The 21,184-nt window shown below is 73.1% G+C and carries 19 protein-coding genes; 7 read left to right on the forward strand and 12 right to left on the reverse strand.

The window, feature by feature from the left end; all coding sequences use genetic code 11:
• Positions 1-14: 14 nt before the first annotated feature.
• Together HNR20_RS09185 and HNR20_RS09190 are read right to left on the reverse strand one after the other, a co-directional pair.
• Positions 15-752: a YidC/Oxa1 family membrane protein insertase gene (locus HNR20_RS09185; RefSeq protein WP_184178206.1), complete on the reverse strand. Its 738-nt coding sequence runs from the start codon at positions 750-752 to the stop codon at positions 15-17.
• A 102-nt stretch (positions 753-854) separates the two neighbouring features.
• Positions 855-1,148, reverse strand: coding sequence for a DUF6412 domain-containing protein (locus HNR20_RS09190; RefSeq protein ID WP_229687068.1), 294 nt, complete (start codon positions 1,146-1,148; stop codon positions 855-857).
• A 159-nt stretch (positions 1,149-1,307) separates the two neighbouring features.
• On the opposite strand from HNR20_RS09190, the gene HNR20_RS09195 reads away from it, so the two are divergent.
• Genes HNR20_RS09195 through HNR20_RS09205 form a run of 3 tightly spaced genes read left to right on the forward strand, consistent with a single transcriptional unit; the run spans position 1,308 to position 4,906 of the window.
• Positions 1,308-2,444: a carboxylate-amine ligase gene (locus HNR20_RS09195; protein WP_184178208.1), complete on the forward strand. Its 1,137-nt coding sequence runs from the start codon at positions 1,308-1,310 to the stop codon at positions 2,442-2,444.
• A 23-nt stretch (positions 2,445-2,467) separates the two neighbouring features.
• Positions 2,468-3,847, forward strand: a complete 1,380-nt coding sequence (locus HNR20_RS09200) for an FAD-dependent oxidoreductase (RefSeq protein WP_184178210.1) — start codon at positions 2,468-2,470, stop codon at positions 3,845-3,847.
• 27 nt (positions 3,848-3,874) lie between these two features.
• Entirely contained in the window at positions 3,875-4,906 is a 1,032-nt protein-coding gene (locus HNR20_RS09205) for a LacI family DNA-binding transcriptional regulator (RefSeq protein ID WP_373290995.1), read from the forward strand.
• Positions 4,907-5,007: 101 nt separating this feature from the next.
• Here the strand turns inward: HNR20_RS09205 and HNR20_RS09210 are convergent, their stop codons facing one another.
• Complete coding sequence (locus HNR20_RS09210) at positions 5,008-5,961, reverse strand: carbohydrate kinase family protein (RefSeq protein ID WP_184178212.1); 954 nt, start codon at positions 5,959-5,961, stop codon at positions 5,008-5,010.
• Positions 5,958-7,223: an AGE family epimerase/isomerase gene (locus tag HNR20_RS09215; RefSeq protein WP_184178213.1), complete on the reverse strand. Its 1,266-nt coding sequence runs from the start codon at positions 7,221-7,223 to the stop codon at positions 5,958-5,960. Before HNR20_RS09215 ends, HNR20_RS09210 begins: the two co-directional genes overlap by 4 nt.
• A gap of 275 nt (positions 7,224-7,498) precedes the next feature.
• Between HNR20_RS09215 and HNR20_RS09220 the strand changes: the two genes are divergently transcribed.
• Complete coding sequence (locus HNR20_RS09220) at positions 7,499-8,365, forward strand: aminoglycoside phosphotransferase family protein (RefSeq protein WP_184178215.1); 867 nt, start codon at positions 7,499-7,501, stop codon at positions 8,363-8,365.
• Between the two features lie 17 nt (positions 8,366-8,382).
• Here HNR20_RS09220 and HNR20_RS09225 read toward each other — a convergent pair whose 3' ends face one another.
• Positions 8,383-9,192, reverse strand: coding sequence for an Fpg/Nei family DNA glycosylase (locus tag HNR20_RS09225; protein ID WP_184178217.1), 810 nt, complete (start codon positions 9,190-9,192; stop codon positions 8,383-8,385).
• Positions 9,193-9,540: 348 nt separating this feature from the next.
• Between HNR20_RS09225 and HNR20_RS09230 the strand changes: the two genes are divergently transcribed.
• The 3 genes from HNR20_RS09230 (at position 9,541) to rocD (ending at position 12,609) form a co-directional block, all read left to right on the forward strand.
• Positions 9,541-10,260, forward strand: coding sequence for a DMT family transporter (locus HNR20_RS09230; RefSeq protein WP_229687069.1), 720 nt, complete (start codon positions 9,541-9,543; stop codon positions 10,258-10,260).
• A gap of 319 nt (positions 10,261-10,579) precedes the next feature.
• Entirely contained in the window at positions 10,580-11,395 is an 816-nt protein-coding gene (gene ddaH / locus HNR20_RS09235) for a dimethylargininase (RefSeq protein WP_184188224.1), read from the forward strand.
• On the forward strand, positions 11,395-12,609 hold the full coding sequence (gene rocD, locus HNR20_RS09240) for an ornithine--oxo-acid transaminase (protein WP_184188227.1): 1,215 nt from the start codon (positions 11,395-11,397) through the stop codon (positions 12,607-12,609). Before ddaH ends, rocD begins: the two co-directional genes overlap by 1 nt.
• Before the next feature lie 56 nt (positions 12,610-12,665).
• On the opposite strand, the gene HNR20_RS09245 is transcribed toward rocD, so the two are convergent.
• From HNR20_RS09245 to HNR20_RS09275, 7 genes are all read right to left on the reverse strand, one after another.
• Positions 12,666-13,820: an FHA domain-containing protein gene (locus HNR20_RS09245; protein WP_184178219.1), complete on the reverse strand. Its 1,155-nt coding sequence runs from the start codon at positions 13,818-13,820 to the stop codon at positions 12,666-12,668.
• A complete protein-coding gene (locus HNR20_RS09250; protein WP_184178221.1) occupies positions 13,817-14,110 on the reverse strand; it encodes a 4a-hydroxytetrahydrobiopterin dehydratase in 294 nt (97 codons plus the stop codon). The genes HNR20_RS09245 and HNR20_RS09250 overlap by 4 nt, the downstream gene beginning before the upstream one ends.
• Before the next feature lie 69 nt (positions 14,111-14,179).
• Positions 14,180-15,235, reverse strand: coding sequence for a fatty acid desaturase family protein (locus HNR20_RS09255; RefSeq protein WP_184178223.1), 1,056 nt, complete (start codon positions 15,233-15,235; stop codon positions 14,180-14,182).
• Positions 15,236-15,371: 136 nt separating this feature from the next.
• Positions 15,372-18,863, reverse strand: a complete 3,492-nt coding sequence (locus HNR20_RS09260; protein WP_184178225.1) for an SCO7613 C-terminal domain-containing membrane protein — start codon at positions 18,861-18,863, stop codon at positions 15,372-15,374.
• Between the two features lie 48 nt (positions 18,864-18,911).
• On the reverse strand, positions 18,912-19,232 hold the full coding sequence (cutA, locus tag HNR20_RS09265; RefSeq protein WP_184178227.1) for a divalent-cation tolerance protein CutA: 321 nt from the start codon (positions 19,230-19,232) through the stop codon (positions 18,912-18,914).
• A 9-nt stretch (positions 19,233-19,241) separates the two neighbouring features.
• Positions 19,242-20,258 carry a 1-acyl-sn-glycerol-3-phosphate acyltransferase gene (locus tag HNR20_RS09270; protein WP_184178229.1) on the reverse strand — a complete coding sequence of 339 codons (1,017 nt, stop codon included), beginning with the start codon at positions 20,256-20,258 and terminating at the stop codon, positions 19,242-19,244.
• The gene (locus HNR20_RS09275) at positions 20,258-21,091 is read right to left on the reverse strand and encodes a patatin-like phospholipase family protein (protein WP_184178231.1); all 834 of its coding nucleotides are present in this window, start codon (positions 21,089-21,091) and stop codon (positions 20,258-20,260) included. The genes HNR20_RS09270 and HNR20_RS09275 overlap by 1 nt, the downstream gene beginning before the upstream one ends.
• Between the last annotated feature and the right edge of the window lie 93 nt (positions 21,092-21,184).

Genomic DNA, 21,184 nt, shown 5'->3' on the forward strand with positions numbered 1-21,184 from the left:
GCCTGTCAGGTGGGTCAGGCCAGCGCGACCGCCTGCGGTCGCCGGAGGACCGCCTGCTCGATCGCCGACCACGTGCTCGTGGTCACCAGGTAGATCACCGCGGCGAGCGGCAGCACCAGCGCCACCAGCACCGTCGTGAACGGCAGCAGGGGTAGCAGCCGGCCGAGCACGGCCGCGCCCGGTCCCTCGGTGGGCGTACCGGCCACCGTGCCGACGGCCGCCGAAGCCCGGCGGGCCCGCCGCGACGACCACCAGGCCACCGCCAGCAGAACGGCCAGCAGCACGGCGAAGAGCGGGCCGGCCGCCCCCGCCACCCCGTCGCTGAGATGGTGGCCCAGCGGGACCCCGGCAAGCCACTCGTCCAGCAGCCCGGTGCCGCCCTCACTCGTGGTGAACAGCCGGTAGAGGACCAGCAGGAACGGCGCTTGGATCAGCAACGGCAGGCAGCCGGCGATCGGGTTGGCGCCAGCGGTCCGGTACAACGCGAACACCTCGCGCTGAAGCGTCGCCGGGTCGTCGGCGTACCGCTGCTGGAGGTCACGCACCTGCGGGGCGAGCGCCGCGCGGCGTCGCTCGCCGCGGACCTGCGCGACGGTGAGCGGCGAGATCAGCAGTCGGACGGCGACGGTGAAGAGCACGATGGCGGCGGCGGTCGCCATGCCGCCGGCGAATGGTTCGAGCAGGTCGGTGAGCCAGGACAGTGCGGTGCCGGCAGCGCCGACGGCGCCGTGCAGTGGTGCGAAGGCAAGCATGGAAAACCCCTCGGTCCGATTCCGGTGGGGTCCTCCCCCGGGCGGCGTCCGCTCGACAGGGGGGACCGGTGACGGCGGGATCGGCCGCGTGGCGGCGTGGCGCTACGCGGCCGAGGGGTGCCCGGGGGCGCGGGGACGAGGTCGACCGGCGGCGTCCGGGTCGATCTGCCGGGGCATTCGCCGACCACGGGATCGGGCCCGCAACCCGGCCCAGCGCGGCCCGGCTCCGGGCGCACCCGAGCGGCTGAGCACCCGCGCCGCCAGCACCACGGCGAGCAGCACCAGGGCGGTCAGCGCGGCGCCCGCGAGCAGGTCGACCGGCCGGTCCGCAAGCAGGGTGAGCTGGGCGAACGCGTAGATCCACGCGACCTGTAGGAATCCCAGCGGCACCGGCACGGGCTCAGCATATGACCCGTTGTCACGCCGCCCGACCGAATCCGGCGGCATACCCGAGTACCACGGGCCGCCGCCACGTTTCCCGGCGTCGCCACGTTGGGTAACCAGTGGGCGGCCGACGCGGACGGACCGCGAACGGCAGGAACGGACGGTGGTGTCATGACCGGCCAGGTGGCGGAGGCGCCCAGCGAGATGGCTGCGGAGACCGGTTTGCTCACCGTGGGTGTCGAGGAGGAGTTCCTGCTCGTCGACCCGCACACCGGAGCCGCGGTCCCGGCCGTCGACCTGGTGATGGAGCAGGTGCCGGCCGAGCTGCGCGGGCAGGTGGAGCGGGAGTTCCAAACCAGCCAGATCGAGATCGGCAGCCCACCCGGTCTGGAACTCTCGTCGATCCGGCACTCCCTCGGCGTGCTGCGTCGGGCGCTCGCCGACTCGGCCGAGCGGGCCGGCGTACGCCTGCTCGCCATCGGCACCGGCCCGGTGGACGGTCCGGTGCCGCCGGTGGTCGACAAGCCACGCTTCGACCGGATGATCGAGCGGTTCCGGCTGCTCGTCCCCGGACCCGGCAACAACGGCATGCACGTGCACGTGGGCATCCCCGACCCGGAGACCGGCGTGCAGGTGCTCAACCACGTACGGCCCTGGCTGCCGCTGCTGCACGCGATGACGACCAACTCCCCGTTCGCCCGAGGTGAGGACACCGGCTATGCCAGTTGGCGTTCCGTGGAGTGGGAGCGCTGGCCCTCGGTGGCGCCGACGCCGTGGCTGGAGTCGCACGAGCACTACCAGCGGCTGATCCGCCAGTTGATCGCCAGCGGGGTGATGCTCGACGAGGGGATGCTCTACTGGTACGCCCGCCTGTCGGCGAAGTACCCGACGGTGGAGCTGCGCATCGGTGACGTCTGCCCCTCGGTGGACGACGCGGTCCTGGTCGCCGCGCTGGTCCGGGCCCTGGTGGCCACCGCGATGGACGATGTCGAAGCCGACCGGCCGGCGTTGCAGACCGACCACCACCTGCTGGTCGCCGCGCACTGGAGGGCCGCCCACGACGGCCTGGAAGGCGAAGCCGTCGACGTCACCAACGGTGAGCTGCGCCCGGCCTGGGAGCTGCTGGACCAGTTCGTGGATCGGCTGCGACCGGCGCTGGAGCAGCACGGCGACTGGGCCGAGGTGACCGACCTGCTGGGCGGGTTGCGCCGGCACGGCAGCGGAGCGGCCCGGCAACGCGCGGTGTACGCCCGCACCGGGCGGCTCACCGACGTGGTGCAGGACGTCGCGCGGCAGACCCGTGACTGATCAGCCCGTGACAGGATGAACCCGTGGCGCAACGGCTGATCGTCATCGGCGGGGATGCCGCCGGCATGTCGGCGGCGTCCCAGGCTCGACGCCGCCGCGACCGTAACGACCTGGAGATCGTGGTCTTCGAGCGAGGCCACTTCACCTCCTACTCGGCGTGCGGCATCCCGTACTGGATCAGCGGGCTGGTGTCCGGCCCGGACGAACTGATCACCCGGGATCCGGAGACGTTCCGCACGAAGTACGCGATGGACGTACGGATGCGACACGAGGTCACGGCCATCGACCTGGACCGCCGCGAGGTGGTCGCCCGGGACCTGGAACGCGGCGGCGAGGTCCGCGAGCGTTTCGACGACCTGGTGTACGCCGCCGGCGCGGTGCCGGTGAAGCCGCCCTGGGCGGACACGGACGCGAACGGCGTCTTCGGCATGCAGACCCTCGACGACGGGGCGGCGTTGCGCGACTGGCTGGAGGCTGAGCCGCAGCCGCACCGGGCCGTGGTGGTCGGTGGCGGGTACATCGGCGTCGAGATCGCCGAGGCGCTGATCCAACGCGGTCTGTCCGTGACCCTGGTCGAGGCGGGTAGCCAGCCCATGGCGACGGTGGACGGCGACATGGCCGAGCTGGTCGCCGACGCGATGCGTGGCCTGGGCATCAAGATCCGTACCGACCTGCCGGTGACCGGTCTGGAGCAGCGGGACGGCCGGGTGTCCGCGGTGGTCACGGCCGAGGGGCCGATTCCGACCGACGTCGTGGTCCTGGGTCTGGGAGTACGCCCGAACACCGCGCTCGCCGAGGCTGCCGGGTTCCCGCTCGGGCCGACCGGCGGGATCCGGGTGGACCGGCGGATGCGGGTGGCCGAGCTGCCCGGCGTCTGGGCGGCCGGCGACTGCGTGGAGACGCTGCACCGGGTCAGCGGAATGCCGGTGCACGTGCCGCTGGGCACACACGCCAACAAGCAGGGCCGCGCGGCTGGGATCAACATCGGCGGCGGGTACGCGACCTTCACCGGCGTGATCGGCACGGCCGTGACCAAGGTCTGTGACCTGGAGGTGGGTCGGACGGGCCTGCGGGAGCGGGAAGCCACCCGGGCCGGGTTCGACTTCATCTCGGTGGTCGCCGAGTCGACCAACCGGGCCGGCTACTACCCGGGTGCGCGGCCGATGACCGTGAAGTTGATTGCCGAGCGGCCCAGCGGCCGGTTGCTCGGTGCGCAGATCGTCGGTTTGTCCGAGGCGGCCAAACGGATCGACACGCTGGCCGTGGCGCTCTGGAACGGCATGACGGTGGACGATATGACGTCACTCGACCTGGGCTACGCTCCGCCGTACGCGCCGGTGTGGGATCCGGTGCTCGTCGCCGCCCGAAAAGCGGTCGACGCGCTCGCCGCCCTCGACCGCTGACCGGCGCCCGCCCTGGAGGACCACCCTGTGACGCAGACCCCGACCCGGCCGACGGTGCGTCGGCGCCCGACGATGGTCGACGTGGCCCGGCACGCCGGGGTCAGCCTGAAGACGGTCTCCCGGGTGGTCAACGACGAGCCGGTGGGGCAGGAGTTGGTCAGCCGGGTGCTGGCCGCCATCGCCGAGTTGGGCTTCCGGCGCAACGACATCGCTCGTAATCTGCGGTCCCGGCAGCTCAACGCCACGGTCGGGCTGCTCATCGAGGAGATCGCCAACCCGTTCTACGCGACCATCGCGAGCGTCGCAGCCGAGATCGCGGCCGCCCACGGCACCATGCTGATCACCGCTTCGTCGGAGGAGGACCCGGAGCGGGAACGCGCCGTGCTCCAGGACTTCACCCAGCGCCGGGTCGACGGGTTGCTGGTGGTGCCAGCGGGCCTCGACCACTCGTTCCTGCGCCGCGAGGTCGAGCTGGGCATGCCCGTGGTGTTCCTGGACCGGCCGCCGCAGGGGCTGCTGGCCGACGCCGTGCTCCTGGACAACCGGGGCGGCAGCCACGCCGGGGTCAGCGCCCTGCTCGACGAGGGGCACCGACGGGTGGGTCTCCTGCTCGGCGCGCCGAGCGTGCCCACCATCCGTGAGCGGCTGGTCGGGGCGCGGGCGGCACTGGCCGAGGCCGGGGTCGAGCCGGACGAATCACTGGTGCGCGACCGGCTCATCGCTCCCGAGGAGGCCGGGCGGGCCGTCGCCGCGCTGCTCGACCTGCCGGACCCGCCCACCGCCTTCTTCTGCGCCAACAACCGGCTCACCGTCGGCGCGCTCCAGGAGTTGCACCGACGGGGCAGTGACGCCGCGCTTGTCGGTTTCGACGACTTCGAACTGGCCCACCTGATGCCCCGGCCGTTGACCGTCGTCGCCTACGACACCCGGGAGCTGGCAAGGGTCGCCACGGAGCGGCTGTTCCAGCGGATCGCCGGCGACGACGACTCCCCACCGTCAACCATCGTGCTCCCCACCAGCCTGCTGCGTCGCGGCCTAACCCCGCCCCGCAAGCCCTGATCCCGCACCCTTCCCGCCCGCGATCTTGCACTTTGGGTCGCCGAATGGCGTGGATTACGCCCTTTGTCGGGACAGAAAGTGCAAGATCGCGGGGTCGGGGGTCAGCTTGCGGCGTTTAGCAGGGCGTTCAGCTCGGCGCGGTTTGGTGGGTCGGCGCCTCGGCGGCCGCAGGTCAGCGCCGCCACTGTCGCGGCCTGTCGGAGCACCGCACGCCACTGCGGCTCGGTCACCGCGGCGAGCCGGTCGGCCGGTCGGTCGCCGAGCGCGCCGAGGTCGGCCAGCGCGGCCAGCAGGCCGCCGGTGAACGAGTCGCCGGCACCAACGGTGTCGACCACCGTGGTGCGTACCGCCGGTTCCTCGTGCAGCGACCCGTCCGGGGCGAGCAGCCACGCGCCGTCCCCGCCCCGGGTCACCACCGCGCAGGACACCCCGACCTCGCGCCACTCGGCCATCACCTCGGCCACCGACCGATCCGGGTAGAGCCACGCCAGATCCTCGTCGCTGGCCTTGACCAGGTGCGCGAGGGGCACCTGGCGGCGCACTCTCGCCTGCTCGGCCGCCCGGTCCGTGACGATGCTCGGACGCAGGTTGAGGTCGATCGAGAGGGTGAGGCCGTCGCGGCGGCGTTCGCGGTCGAGCAGGTCCTCCAGCACCTGTGCGCCGGGTGCCAGCGCGAGCGCGAGCGACCCGGTGTGCAGGGCGGTCGCCGCGGTCCCGGCCAGCTCGGGCAGTTCGGGCGGCGTCCACTGCCAGTCCGCCGCGCCGGCCAACCGGAACTCGTAGCTGGCCTGCCCGCTGGCGTTCAACGTGGCCACCGCCACCGAGGTGGGTTCCTCGGCGCGGACCGCCCACTCCAGGTCCACCCGGTTGGCGCTCAGGTACTCGGCGAGTTGCCGGCCGTACTCGTCGGTGCCGAGCCGGGCCAGCAGCCGTACCGGCTGGTCGAGTCGGGCCAGGGTGACCGCCACGTTCGCCGGGGAGCCACCCGGCACGGCCCGCTGCCCAACGGCCGTGACCACCAGGTCGATCAGCGCTTCACCCGCGACGACGATCACGCGGTCACCGTGCCCGGCGCGAGCGGACCGGCGCCACCGAGCCCGTCGGCCGAACGGGACAGCAGCACCGCCTGGTACGCGTGATAAACGTCCGGCCGGCCGTGCCACACCGTGTCTGAGGGCAGGTTCCGCACGTCCAGCTCGTGCCGCCATCCGGTGGAGTCGATCAGGTAGCGGCGGGCGTACGCCCAGAAGACCCGGTACCAGTCGGCGTAGACCGCGTCGCCGGTGCGGCGCTGCAGGGTGACCGCCGCTCCGATGGCCTCGGCGAGCACCCAGTGCATCCGGGAGCGCACCACCGGCCGGTCGTCCCAGTCGATCGTGTAGACGAAGCCGTCGGCGCCGTCGACCGCCCAGCCGCGCCGCACGGCGGCGGCGAACAGGGTACGGGCGTCGGCGAGCAGCCAGCGTGGTGGCTGCGGCAGGACCGCCTCCAGCTCCAGCAGCAGCCGGGCCCACTCCAACCAGTGGCCCATCGTCGAGCCGTACGGCCGGAACGGGTCAGCGGGCTGGTCCCGGTTGTAGTCGAGCAGTGGTGTCCAGTCGGCGGTGAAGTGCTCGGGCAGCCGCCAGTCGTGCCGGGCGGCCTCGGTGTGCACGAGGTGGGTGGCGATCTGCAGGGCCCGGTCGGCCCAGCTCGCGTCGCCGGTGGCGGCGCCAGCGGCGAGGAACGCCTCGACCATGTGCATGCTGCTGTTCGCGCCGCGGTAGTCCTCGGTGACCGTCCAGTCCCGGTTCCACGATTCGCGGACCGCGCCGACTTCGGCGTCCCAGAACCGGTCCCGCACCACGGCCTGCACGTCGGCGAGCAACCGGTCCGCGCCGGGCCGTCCGGCGCGCGCGGCGCTGGACGCGGCGAGCAGCACGAACGCGTGGTCGTAGCCGGCCTTGCGGTCGTTGACGGGCGCGCCCTGCTGGTCCACGGCGCTGAACCAGCCGCCGTACCGGTCGTCGCGCAGCAGTGTGCTGAGCGCGGCGATCCCGTGGTCGACCAGGGCGGCGGCGTCCGGATCGCCGTTGCGGTGAGCGAGCGCGGCCACGTGGGTCATCCGGCAGGTGATCCAGGTGTGCACCGCCTCGCCCCGGTCCGGGGTGCGGTCGTCGGTCAGCCACCAGAAGCCGCCCTCGGGTCGGACCGAGCGGCGGGCCGTGTCGAGCAGTGTGTGGGTCTGGTCGGCGAGGAACTCGTCCAGATCGGGGAGGTCGGGCGACCCAGCCGGAGCAGGGGTCGTTTCAGCGTCGGATCGGGGCACGTCGGTCATCTCAGCTGGTCACCGTTGGGTAGGGAAGGGACATACGGCCAGGATCGGTGCACGGACCAGGTCCGCGCCGGAAAACCCGCCAACGGTACGCCGCGCACCGACTGGCCCACGTCGGGTACGCAACGGAGAGGATCATGAGTACGTTTCCTCCCTTTTGACCGTTGACATCGTTGTCACTTCTCAACCCTGCTCCGGCAGCTGGTCAACTGTCAATTGCGGTTGCGTCACACCCCACCGGGAGCAGCCGCCTGCGGTGTATGCTCCAGGATGGACGGATGGAGCTGCCCGAGGGCCTCGACTGGGTACGCGGTTCACCGGCCGGCCGAGGCTGGCTGGCCACACTCCCGACGTGGCTGGCGGAGTGCACCGAGCGGTGGTCGCTGCGACTCGGGCCGCCCTTCCGGTACGCGTACGCCTCGCTGGCGCTCCCCGTGGACCTGCCCGACGGCACGGCGGCGGTGCTCAAGCTCCAATACCCGGACGAGGAGAGCCAGCACGAGGCCGACGCGTTGGCCCACTGGGACGGCGTCGGGGCGATTCGGCTGCTCGCACACGACCCGGAACGGCGTGCCCTGCTGGTGGAGCGCTGCCGACCCGGCACTCCGTTGCACGAGATTCCGCTGGACCGGGCGCTGGACGCGGTGATCGACCTGCTGCCCCGACTGTGGCGGCCGGCGGGCGCGCCGTTCACCCCGTTGGCCGAGGAGGCCGCCGGCTGGATCGACCGGATGCCCCGCAACTGGGAACGGGCCGGCCGGCCCTACGAGCGGCGGCTGCTCGACGAGGCGCTCGCCCTGCTCACCGGTCTGGCGTCGAGCCAGGGCGAGCAGGTGCTGGTCAACCAGGACCTGCACGCCGGCAACGTGCTCGCCGCCGACCTGGAACCGTGGCTGGCGATCGACCCGAAGCCGCTGACCGGCGAGCGGGAGTTCTCCGCCGTGCCGATGGTGCGCGGTCGGGAGCTCGGCCACTCGCCGGCCGCCGTCCGGCACCGGCTGGACCGGCTCAGCATCGAGCTGGGGCTGGACCGGGAGCGGGTCCGGGGCTGGACGATCGGGCACACGCTGGCCTGGAGCATCGCCGACGAGGTCGCCTTTCCGCACCAGATCGAGGTGGTCCGCTGGTTGCTCGACGAGGGCTGACGCCCCACCCGACGGGATCAGCCAACCTGACAGGTACGGCACCAGTAGAGGTTGCGTCCGGCCAGTTCGCCGCGGCTGACCTCGGTGCCGCAGACGTGGCAGGGCACGCCGGGGCGGCGATAGACGTACACCTCGCCACCGTGCCGGTCCACCCGGGCCGGCCGGCCCATCGCCTCCGGCAGGTGCGCGTCGCGGACCGTGTCGATCCGCCCGTGCTCGACCGCGAGCCGCATCAGCCCGACCAGGTCTGCCCAGAGCGCGTCCCAGCCGGCACGGGTCAGCTCGCGGCCCGGCATCGTCGGCGGCAGCCCGGCCCGGAACAGCGCCTCGGTCACGAAGATCAACCCGGTGCCGGCCACCACCAACTGGTCCAGCAGCAGCGCGGCCAGGGGCGTCGGGCTGCGCGAGATACTGCGGTACGCCCGCTCGGGGTCCGCGTCGGCACGAAGCGGATCAGGCCCGAGGCGATCCCGCAGCGCGGCCACCTCGGGTGGGGTGAGCAGCTCGCAGGCGGTGGGCCCGCGCAGGTCCAGCCAGTGCCGGTCGCTGGCCAGGCGCAGCCGCAGCTGACCGACCGGTTCCGGCGGCTCCCCCGACCCGTCGGTGAACTTGCCGTAGAGCCCGAGGTGCACATGCAGCGTCAGCTCACCGGCGTAGTGGTGCAGCAGGTGCTTGCCGTACGCCTCGGTGCCTTCCAGCACGGTCCCGGAGAGCCGCGCGGCGCCCTCGGCGAAGCGGCCCTGCGGGCTGGCGGCGTGCACCTTGTCCCCGGCGAACAGCTCGGCGTGCCGAGCCGCCAAGCGGTGGATCGTATGTCCCTCTGGCACGGGTGCCAAGGATAGCCAGCAACGCCCGGTAGGGCCGAGTGAGCTGCATGGTGTGCAGCAGGCCGGATTGCGAGTGCTGCCGCCACACGCCCGGATGGGGCCTCCTGCCGCGCTGTGGAGCTGATGTCACAGACGAGTCATCCGCTGATGTCGTGAACGATTCAGCTCGACAGGCATTCCAACCCACACCCTCTGCTGGTCGGCGACCCTCGCGCGGCTGAAAACGGCGATCGTCCGCGGCCGTACCCGAAATTGGTGTCAGAAAACGCCCAGTGGGGTACTTCAGTGCGGTACCGCGTGGGTGCCACCCGATCTGTCGGCCACCACGCATTAATCAGGAGGTGTGTAGTGGTCAAGATTCCTTCGCTGTCCCGCCGGTCCGAGCCGGCGCCGACGCGGGACGAGAACCTCGACGGTCGCATCGACGGCCGCGACACCCCGGTCTCCGACCGGGACGCCAACCAGACGGCGTACGGCAGCACTGCCGCACCCACCGAGCAGGCCGGCGAGGCCGAGCGGCGGGCCGCTGAGCGGGCCGCCGTGGCCCGCGCCGCCACCGCCCGCCCGGTGGAGGGCGACGCCCGGCCCGGCACCGACCCGACCACGGGACGCACCGCCGAGCGGGACACCGACCTCGACGGCACCACCCTGCGGCCCGACCCGACGGACCGGGTTCCGACCGCCCGCCCGGTCGACCCGACCCCGGGCGTGACCACGCCCGAGCCGCCGGTGGTGCGCGGCCCGAAGCCGCGGGCCAGCCTGCTCGCCACCCTCGGACTGATCGTGTCCGTCGCCGGCGCGCTGTTCGTGCTGACCGGCACCCTGGCCGGGTACGGCATCGGGCTCGGCGCGGTCGGCGCGGTGCTCGCGGTGCTCGGTCTGACGGCCACCCGCCGCCGGCACATCGCCGGCAAGACCGACGCGCTGTTCGGCGTGCTGATCGGTCTGGCCGCCGTGGTGATCGGGGTGCTGGCGATGAGTGGCCAGTTCGACTGGCCCACCACCGACGGCGACTGGGTGCAGCGCTTCCGCGAGTGGCTCGACTCACAGTTTGTCGATCGTTTCTAGCGGGCACTGTTCCGGTCGCCGGTGATCAACCGGCGTAGGACCCGGCGGTTCGCCGGCAGCCCGAACTCTCCGGTGGTTCACCGGCCGGGCGACACCCTTTCAGGGGCGGCGGTTCGCCGCCCCTGAAGTGTTTCCGGGGTACGGCGAGCGCTGACGCAACGAATCGCGGCCGGCAGCCGCTCAGACGCAACGAATGTTCGGTCTGTGCAACTCTCAATGGTGGATCCTGCCGCTGAGGCCGCATAGCGTTGAGCAACGGCGCCAGCCCGTGGGCCACGGTGGCCGGGCGCGCCCGACCCCTGGGAGCAGGACAATGACGATGGACGCCACCAGCCAGCGCCTGTTGATGTGCCGGCCGACGTACTTCGCCGTCGACTACGCGATCAACCCCTGGATGGATCCGAGCGCGCCGGTCGACGCCGCGCTGGCCGTACGGCAGTGGGAGCAGCTGCGCCAGACGTACCGCGACCTGGGCCACACCGTCGAGGAGATCACTCCGGTGCCCGGCCTGCCCGACATGGTCTTCGCCGCCAACGGCGGCACCGTGATCGACGGCAAGGCGATGGCCGTGCAGTTCCGCGACCCGCAGCGCGCCGACGAGGCGCCGGCCTACCGCGCCTGGTTCGAGGCCGCCGGCTTCGAGATGTACGACCCGAAGCACGTCAACGAGGGTGAGGGCGACGTCCTGCTGGCCGGCGACCACCTGCTGGCCGGCACCGGCTTCCGCACGGCGCACTCCTCGCACGCCCAACTGCAGGAGGTCTTCGGTTACCCGGTGATCACCATGCAGTTGGTCGACCCGCGCTTCTACCACCTGGACACCGCGCTGACCGTGCTCGACGAGCGGACCGTGGCGTACCTGCCGGAGGCCTTCTCCCCCGGCAGCCAGGCCGTGCTGCGCCGGCTCTTCCCCGACGCGGTGCACGCCACCATGGCCGACGCCGAGGTGCTGGGGCTGAACGCGGTCAGCGACGGACGGCACGTGGTGCTGCCCGCGCAGGCCACCGACCTGGCCGCCAAGCTGCGCGACCGGGGCTACGAAACCATCGGTGTCGACCTGTCCGAGCTGCGTAAGGCCGGCGGCGGACCGAAGTGCTGCACACTGCGACTCCGTCAGGGAAAGGCAAGCAAGTGATCGTGGATGACATCCTGCGGACGCCGGGAGCGGTCCGGGACGCCGAGCGCTGGACAGCGCACAACTACCACCCGCTGCCGGTGGTGATCTCGTCCGCCGAGGGCGCCTGGCTCACCGACGTGGACGGTCGCCGCTACCTGGACTGCCTGGCCGGCTACTCCGCGCTCAACTTCGGTCACCGGCACCCCCAGTTGATCGCCGCCGCGCACGCCCAGTTGGACCGGCTGACGCTGACCAGCCGGGCGTTCATCCACGACCAGTTCGCCGACTTCTGCCGGGAGCTGGCCGAGCTGTGCGGCAAGGATCTGGTGCTGCCGATGAACACCGGCGCCGAGGCGGTGGAGACCGGGATCAAGGTGGCCCGCAAGTGGGGCTACCAGGTCAAGGGAGTGCCCGCCGGCCAGGCCAACATCGTGGTCGCCGAGGGCAACTTCCACGGCCGGACCACCACCATCGTGAGCTTCTCCACCGACGAGGACGCCCGCGCCGACTTCGGGCCGTACACCCCGGGCTTCACGGTCGTGCCGTACGGCGACCTGGACGCGCTGACTGCGGCGATCGACGAGAACACCGTGGCCGTGCTGCTGGAGCCGATCCAGGGCGAGCAGGGCGTGGTGGTGCCACCCGAGGGTTACCTGCCGGGCGTACGACAGGTCTGCACCGAACGCAACGTGCTCTTCATCGCCGACGAGATCCAGTCCGGCCTGGGGCGTACCGGCGCGACCTTCGCCTGTGACCACGAGGGCGTCGTGCCGGACATGTACCTGCTCGGCAAGGCGCTCGGCGGAGGCATCGTGCCGGTCTCCGCGGTGGCCGCGAACACCGACGTGCTCGGCGTACTCAAGCCCGGCCAGCACGGCTCCACCTTCGGCGGCAACCCCCTCGCCTGCGCGGTGGCGATCGAGGTGGTCCGGCTGCTGGCCACCGGCGAGTTCCAGCGGCGCTCGGCCGAGTTGGGTGAGCGGCTGCGGGCCGGCCTGGAAGGGCTGCTCGGCAAGGGCCTGGTGGCGGTGCGCGTGCGCGGTCTGTGGGCCGGCCTGGACATCGACCCGGCGCTGATGAGCGGGCGGGAGGCGTGTGAGCGGCTCGCCGACCGGGGTGTGCTCGCCAAGGACACCCACGGCTCCACCATCCGACTCGCCCCGCCGCTGGTGATCACCGAGGAGGAGATCGACCTGGCGGTGGCCCAGCTCGCCGAGGTGCTGGCCGGCTGATCCAAGACCAATCCACGCACGGGGCGGGCGCCGGGTTCCGGCGCCCGCCCGCTGCGTCAGGGGCGGGGCAGGCGCATCGCCATCGTCGGGGCCTCGGCCATCACCGAGGTGGGGGTGAACGGTGCGCCGGCGGGCAATTCCTCGGCCCGACCGATCTGCACCCCCGGGTAGAGCTCCACCATGTCGTTCTCGCCCAACACCCGGGACTGCTGCGGCGCCAGGGGGATCCGCTCCGACTCGGCCATCGAACCGGCCGGGCGGATGCCGGACCCGTTGGTGCTGACGTCGGTCACGATGACCTCGCCGACCCGCAGCTCGAAGCGGACGTGGCCACGGCTGATCCACCGCCGGGCCTCATCGTTGAGCCACTGCCCGAGCATGATGCCGCCGTCCTGCTCTGGGGCCCGACCGGCCACCACCGGCTGCTCCTCGCTGAGCACGAACCGCCGCCGGACCAGGCCGCCGACGCGCACCGCGAGCACCTCCGTACGCGGCCGAGGGCCCCCGTCACCGAGCCGTACGCCGTGCCGGGGGCAGGTCGGTACGCCGTTGCGCAGAGCCGGCGGCGGCTGCCCAGCGGGGCTGCGTTCGACCACCCGGGCCAGGTCGGCGAACGCGCCGCCCCCACCACCGCTGCCGAACAGCGCGCAGCCCGACTCCGGGCAGCGCCACTGGCGGGCCAGCAACTTGGCGCCGGTCGGCGACCGCTTGCCGGTGACCGGCGCGTGTCCGCCACCGACGTGCGCGATGAACACCGGCCCGCCGGCTCCCGGCACCGGGGCGAGCACCCGACCGGGCTGCTCGACCAGCCACGGGAACCGTCCGCGCAGCCCGTCGAAGCGGACCCGACTGAGCACCGGCAATCCGAGCAGGTCGGCGACCTCCAACATCCGGTCGCCCGGGTTGTCGAGCACCTCGACGAGCCCGTCGTCGGCCCAGCGGCGGACCACCATCCGCTCGTTGGAGGTCAGGTCGGCGTCGGAGAGCAGCGCCCGGTGCACCACCGCGTAGACCTGGACGCTGTCCTCCTCCAGCTCGCGGGAGAGCGCGTCGATGATCATGCCGAGCCGTAGCAGACTGGCTGGCCGACCACCGTCGATGTCCTGGTAGCGGATCACCTCGGCCAGGTCGAGCACCGCCCGGGCCAACGACGGGTCCGTGCAGACCCGACCCTCGATGGCGTCCAGAACCTTGCTGATCTCGAATCTCATGCCGCACTCCGGACGATGTCGTCGATCCGCCCGGCCAGCTCGATGTCCCGGTGGGTGACCCCACCGTCCGAGTACGTGACACAGCGGAAGGTCAGGGTCCGCCATCGAATGTCGATGTCGGGATGGTGGTCGAGTTCCTCGGCGACCGCCGCCACCCGGTTCACCACCGCGATGACGTCCGGGAAACTGCCAAGCTGAACCGTGCGACCGATGCCGGTCGGGTCGCCCGACCAGTCGGTCAACCCGCCCAGCTCTTCTCGCACCGCGTCCGCGGTGAGCAGGTCTGCCATGACCAGACCCTACCGGTGGAGCGTCGGGCGGGGCGGCATCAGATGCCGCCCCGCCGCCCGCCCCCCTGTTCAGCCGCGCAGCGGCCGGCCCACCTCGTGCAGGTGACCGAGCGCCTGCCGGTACGACTCGACCAGCCCGGTCTCGGCGTACGGGATGCCCTGCTCGACGCAGTAGGCGCGCACGATCGGCTGGGCCCGGCGCAGGTTGGCGCGGGGCATGTTCGGGAAGAGGTGGTGCTCGATCTGGTAGTTGAGCCCGCCCAGCGTGGTGTCCACCAGTCGGCTGCCGCGCACGTTGCGGGAGGTCAGCACCTGCTTGCGCAGGAAGTCCAGCTCGTCCTCGGCGGTCGGCATCGGCATGCCCTTGTGGTTCGGCGCGAACGCGCAACCCATGTAGAGACCCCACAGCGCCTGGTGCACGACGGCGAAGAGCAGCGCCTTGACCGGCGACATGACCGCCAACAGCAGTGCCACATAGCCGACGGTGTGCGCGACGAGCAGCACGGCCTCGACCGCGCGGTGCCGCATCGGGGTGGTGTACCGGCCGTCCGGCTCACGCCCGAGGATCGCCCGGATGCTGGCCACGTGCAGGCTCAACCCCTCCAGCAGGAGCATCGGGAAGAAGAAGTACGCCTGCCGCTGCGCCATCCAACGGCCGAACCCGCGCGTCTCCAGCGCCTGCTCGGGCGTCCACACCAGGGCGCCCGCGCCGACGTCCGGGTCCTCGTCCTCGTGGTTCGGGTTGGCGTGGTGCCGGTTGTGCTTGTCGACCCACCAGCCGTAGCTGATCCCCACCGCCACGTTGCCGGCGAACAGCCCCACCAGCTCGCTGGGGCCACGCCGTCGGAACATCTGGCGGTGCCCGGCGTCGTGGCCGAGGAACGCGACCTGCGTGGTGGCCACCGCCATCAGGGCCGCGAGCGGCAGCTGCCACCAGGAGTCGCCGAGCAGGAACACGGCGACCCAGCCGGCGACGAAGGCGCCGAGGGTGAGCGTGATGCGGGTGACGTACCAGCCGGGACGCCGCTCCAGCAGGCCCGCCTGGCTGATCCGTCGGGACAACTGTGCGTAGTCACTGCCTCGCCGTTGTCGTACCGGCGGTTCCGCCACCGCTCCGATCGCCATCGCTGCTCCCGATCCGCTTGCGCCTGAACCGGGGTGGTTCGGGCTCAATGTCAAGTCTCCCGGCGGCAGTAGCGCTGAGTAACCCAGGCAACCCCCGAATAGGGGGTAGGGCGAGCACTACCCCCTGACGGGAAACTCAGCTCAGCCGACCCACTGCGGCGCGCAGTCGAGCCAGGTCACGCCGCCGCCGCTCGTAGGTGGCGGCGAGCCCCACCAGTGCCAGCCCACCGGCGCCCAGGTAGATCCACCGGGGCAGCAGGTCCCAGCCTCGGGCCAGCTCGTGCAGGGCCAACAGCGCCAGCACCCCACCGCCGAGCAGCACCGGCGCCTGCCACCGGCGGGTCGCGCCGGCCAGCACCGCGCCCAGCGCCGCCGCGCCGAGGAGTAGTCGTCGCCACGACTGCGGGTCACTCCCGGCCAGCACCGACACGAGACTCGGGAGCAGCGCCGCGACCAGCCCCGGGCCGAGGGCCGGCCAGCTGGTCAGTCCAGGCCGGGTGCGCAGGGCCAGCAGACCTGCGCCGAGGGCGAGCGCCGAGGCCGGCAGGGTGTACGCCTCCAGCACGGTCACGCCGCCGGCGGCCAGCAGCACCCACGCCCCGAGCAGCTCGCTGCCGGCGGCGATACCGGCGAACGTCCACCGCCGGCCGGCCCGCTCGCCCCGGCGCAGCAGCCGCAGCGCGACGACGGCACCCCAGAGCACGCAGACGGTGGCGAGATGCCGCGCCGCCTCGATGGTGAGCGCCGCCGCCACCAGCGCCACCGCCTGGGCGGCAGCGTCCAGCACCCGTCCGGCCTTTGCCCGCACCGGCGTCACCGCGACTGGCTGCGGCGACGTGGCCGCGTCGGCCGGCGCCCCGATCGCCTGCGGCGGGGTGATCGCGGCGGCGACGGCCAGCGCCAGGGCGGCCACCGCCAGCAGCGGGTACGCCGCCGCCCGCACCGGCAGCCCGCCGGCGAGCGGAGCGGTCACCGCCAGCGCGGACGCCGCACCCACCGCCGCCAGGCATCCGGCGACACGCACCTCGACCATGCGGGCGCCGACGGCGACGACGACCGCCGCCACCAGCAGCACCCCCTCGGCGGCGAGCGTCCCGGCTCGGGTGGCCAGCAGCCCCACCACACCGGAGGCGACCAGCACCACGCCCACGGGTACGGCGACCGGCGCGAGCACCGGGCGGTGCGCGACCAGAGCGGCGAGCAGCAGCGCGGCCAACCCGGCGAGCAGGACAGTTGCCGGCAGCACCGGCCACGGCGCGCCGACCGCCACGAGCAGCACCGGCAGGGCCGCCGCGACGAACGGCAGCGCGGGCAGCACCGGTGGGCGGACCCGCCGGCCGGCCAGTACGGCGGTCACGGCCAGCACGGCCAGCGCCAACCCGGCGGGGAGCGCCGCCGGATCGGCGACGACCGGGGGCACCCCCGCCCACACCGTCCCCGAAGTGCCGTACGGCGACACGAGCGCGGTCAGCACCGCCGGCACGGCCGCCAGGACAGCGATCGCCGCCAGCGCGCAGCCCACCGTCAGCAGGCCCGGCCGGGTCGGTTCGTGGTCACCAACCGCTGGCCGGTCCCATCGGGCGACGAGCGCGACGCCCAGCGCTGCCAGGGCGGCGTACAGCGCGGGGCGCTCATTCCCCGCCGCGACCAGCGGCGCGAGTCCGGGCAGGGTCACCGCGACCACGGCACCGGTCACCGCGTACCCGGTCAGTTCCACCCGGTGGCGACGCGCCGCGAGCACCGCGACCAGCGGCAGCCCGGCGGCGAACAGCGCGACCCGGGCCTGCCACCAGGGCGGCGCGCCCGCCGCGAACAGCGCCACCGCCGCGACCCCGGGCAGCGCGAGCTGCGCGACCAGCAGACCCACACCGGCCACCTGCCGGTACGGCCCGACGCCCCGGCGTGCGGCCAGTGCCAGCCCGACCACGACGATGGTGCCGAGCGCCACCAGGACACCGGTCGGGGCGGCCATTGCGACCAGCAGCCCGTGCCCGAGCAGGACGGCACCACCGAGCGCGCGGGTGAGCAGGGAGGCCGGGCGGGTCGCCGGGCGGGCCAGCACGGCGAGCAGCAGCACGACCCCGCCGACCAGGTCGACGGTCACCACCTGAGGCCAGGTAGCCGTCCAACCGGCGGGTACTGCGAGCAGCACCGCTACCGCGCCGGCCGGGGCGATGACCGCCCGCGCTGCCCGGGGCGTCAGCAGCACCGTCGCGCCGAGCGCCAACGCCACGGCGGGCACCAACTGCCAGCCCCAGTCCAGGTCCGGTCCGGTCCCGGCCCCGCGCCACGGCGGTATCGACCGGCCGACGGCGGCGACCGCGAGCGCGGCGGTGATCAGCACGGCCACCAGCGCCGTGCCGGCCGCGACCAGCAGCGCGCCGGCGCGCGGGCCGGCCCGCCAACCACCGGCACCGGCCAGCCCCGACCCAGCCACGGCCGGCAGCAGCCGCACCGCCGCAGCCAGCACGAGCGCCACCGTCGCCGCCGCGAGCAGCAGCAGTGACGGCCGCATTTCGGCCACCGGGCGCAGCAGCGCGGCGGCGAGCACCGGCACCAGCAACCCGGCGGCCACCGCCCGCAGCGCCTCTCCGCCGACCAGCCAGGCCGCGCCGAACCCGGCCAGCGCGACCAGCAACAGCGGCAACCCGGCCAGCAGTGGCGAACCCGCCGCCCGCCCGAGGAGCAACGGCACCAGGGCGCAGCTCGCGGCACCAACGAGCGCGGCGACGTGACCGATCCCCGCCAACACCCGGCCGACGAGCTGCGCCCCACCCTCCCGGCCGCGCAGCCCGACCAGCACGGCCAGGTCCAACAGCGCCACCGCGAGCAGGACCAGCGCCCAACCGGCCGGACCCGTTTCGGCCTCGACGGCGAGCAGCGGCAACACCGGCTGAGCGGCCAGCAGGGCGGCGAACCAGGGCCCGGTCAACCCGCTCCACCGGCCGTACACCACGGCGACCGCCGCGCTGGCCCCCCCGACCAGCGCGGCGTACCGGGTGCCTGGCCAGCCGGCCACACCGGCCAGGTCCACCGACCAGGCCGCGTAACCGTCCAGCACCACCGACAGCAACCCGACCGCGGCGAACGTCTCCGCCGTGCCCCGCAGCCCCCGGCGGACCACCAGCAGCGGTACGGCCAGAGCGAGCGCGGTGAACGCGGCCAGGATCAAGGCCCGTCCGCCGACCCCCACCGCCGCCCAGGCCACCGCCGTGAACACCACCGCCGCGGTGCCCAGCAGCAGTCCACCGAGGACGAAGAGCAGACCCTGGACCGTCCGGGTCGACGTCTCGGCCGCACCCGGCGCCGAATCGGCCGGGACACCCGGAGCAGTCGGTGGCACCGGCCCGACGAGAGCCGCGGGGCGCGCCACCACGGAGGCCGCCACCCCGGCGCGGACGACCGCCGCCAACTCGGCCCGCCGGCGCGACGTGGCCGACAGGCGTCCCGCCAGCTCGGTGTACGTGCGACGGGCCCGCTCCACCTCCGGCTCGAGCTGGGCGACCTCCCGGCCCAGCCGGCACACCTCAGCGGCGATCGGGTCGGGCGCGCGCCGGCAACCGGTGCAACCAGTGCTCAGGTCGGCCGGCGCACCACAGGCGGGGCAGGGATAGCGGGTGTCGTCCACCCGGCCATCATCGGGAGCCGACCCGGCCGCGGCCCAGAGTGCGCGTACTCAGAGGCGGGTGTGCTCGTGTACCCAGATCGCGTACGCGGGGTCGCCGCACTCCACTCTGGACACCAGGATCTCCGGCACCTCGTACGGGTGGCTGAGCCGGATCTGGTCCACCAACGCGGACAACCGGTCCGGTGCGGTCTTGAACTGCACCGACCATTCGGTGCTGGAATCCACTCCGGACCGCCACCAGTAGGTGCTGTCAACCTGACCACCTACCTGTGCACAGGCGGCAAGCCGGCCGGCAACCGCCGCGGCCGCCAGCACGTCGGCGACCGCACGCGCATCCACCACCGTCGTCACCACGCAGATCTGCTCCACGACCGCACCCTACGCGGCACCATCACGGTTGGCGGCGATCCAGGCATCGATCTGTGCCCACCAGTCGAACAACCAGTCGATGCGTTGCTGCCGTCCGGCCGGTACGTCCTCCGGCGGCACCGACCAGAACCGCATGACGATCCGCTTGTCCATCGGCAGTTCCCGCCACACGTCGGCGACGGTGAGCATCCGGTCCAGCCCGGTGTGCGCGACGAAGATGACTCCGGCGTCCGGGGCGGCGTCCAGCGCGGCGAGCACGCCGCCGGGCTGCGGGGCGAGCACGTGGCGCATCCGCTCGGCGCGCACGGCCATCCGTTCCAGGCCGAGCGAACGCAGCCGAGCGATGGCGCGTAGCCGCCGCTTCGGGGTGAAGTTGCCGCCCTCGGGGAAGATGACGAACGCGTCGTTGTCGTCCAGGCCGCTGGCCAGATGCCCGACCGAACGTACCGTCTCCTCGCCGCGCTCCGGCGTCGGAGCGATGAACCGGTTGGGTAGCCGGTTGAGCAGCACGTCGATCGCCGGGTCCCACTGGAGGCTGTCCTTGAGGACGATCCGTGGCTCACGGTTGAACCAGTTGACCAGGCCGTGGATCAGGATGAACGAATCGCCCGGTCCGGCGTGCCGGCAGAGCACCAACTCGGGCCGGCCGGGCAGCGCGGTGTCCGGGTCGGTGCCCACCACGTCGATGTGCAACCGCAGTGTCCATCGGGCCTGCCAGAACAGCACCCGCAGGAACCAGCCGGCCAGCACGTAGTGCGCACGCTGGAAGGCCGGGGACCGGGCCCGCCAGCCGAAGCCGGAGGCGACCCACAGCACGAAGAGCGCGAGCAGCGCGGCGGCGTCCCAGATCAGGTAGAAGCAGCCGATCCAGAGCAGCCGCAGCGGGCGCAACCGGCCCGGGACCAGCGGGGAGGCGGCCGCGGCGAGCAGCGCCCAGACCGGCAGCGTGGTGACCACGACGAACGCGAGCACCACCACGGCGGGGGCGATCAGCAACCGACGAAGCCACCTGGGGGGCAGCGGCATCAGGGCTCCAGGTGGGTGGCGAGGTAGCGCCGGGAGGCGGTGTACGCCCGGCTGATCCGCCGTCCCACCGCCGCCATGTCCCGGTACGCCCACGGGGTGTCGTCGCGTGGGTTCAGCCCCCCGGTCGGCAGGACGTGCACCTCCACCCCCTCGGGCAGCGCCGCCATCTCCCGGAAGAAGCGGTGCCGGCGGGAGATCTCGAACGCGACCTGCGCGATCTCCCAGGGCCGTCGGGGCGGGGTCAGCTCCCGTTCGATCCGACCGACCTGGAGGACGTAGATCCGGCGGGCGCCGACGGCCACCGCCTCGCCGATCGGGATGGAGTTGACGATGCCACCGTCCACGTAGTGCGCGCCGTCGATCTCCATGGGCGGGAGCAGGCCCGGCACCGAGGCCGACGCCAGCACCGCCGGCACCACCGGGCCGCTGTCGAACCAGTGCTCGGCGGCCCGCTCGATGTGTGCGGCGCAGCAGCGGAACGGCACCCGCAGCTCGGCGAAGGTGGTGTCCACCCCCAGCTCGGTCTCGAGCAGGCGGCGCAGCGGACGGGGTGAGTGCAGATGGGTGCGGGCGGCGAAGCGGCGCAACTGGCGGGCGACCGAGTCTCCGTACACCTCGCTCGCCTCCGGCGAGGCCCAGAGCCGGACCAGCCGGTCGGTCACCGCCTCCGACGGGTCGGCGGCGACCAGCGCGCCGTTCACCGCGCCGATCGAGGTGCCGAGCACCATGTCGGGTTGGATGCCGGCGCGGAACAGCGCTCGCAACATGCCCACCTCGACCGCGCCGAGCACTCCCCCGCCGCCGAGCACGAACGCCACCGGTCCCCCCGCCATGCCCCTCATCCTGGCACGGGCCCGCAGCCGACCGGCCAGCCGCCGTCAACGGGCGGTCGGCGCACGCCAGGCGCCGCCCGTCGACAGCGGGCG

The organism is Micromonospora parathelypteridis (assembly GCF_014201145.1).
Classification (GTDB): Bacteria; Actinomycetota; Actinomycetes; order Mycobacteriales; family Micromonosporaceae; genus Micromonospora; species Micromonospora parathelypteridis.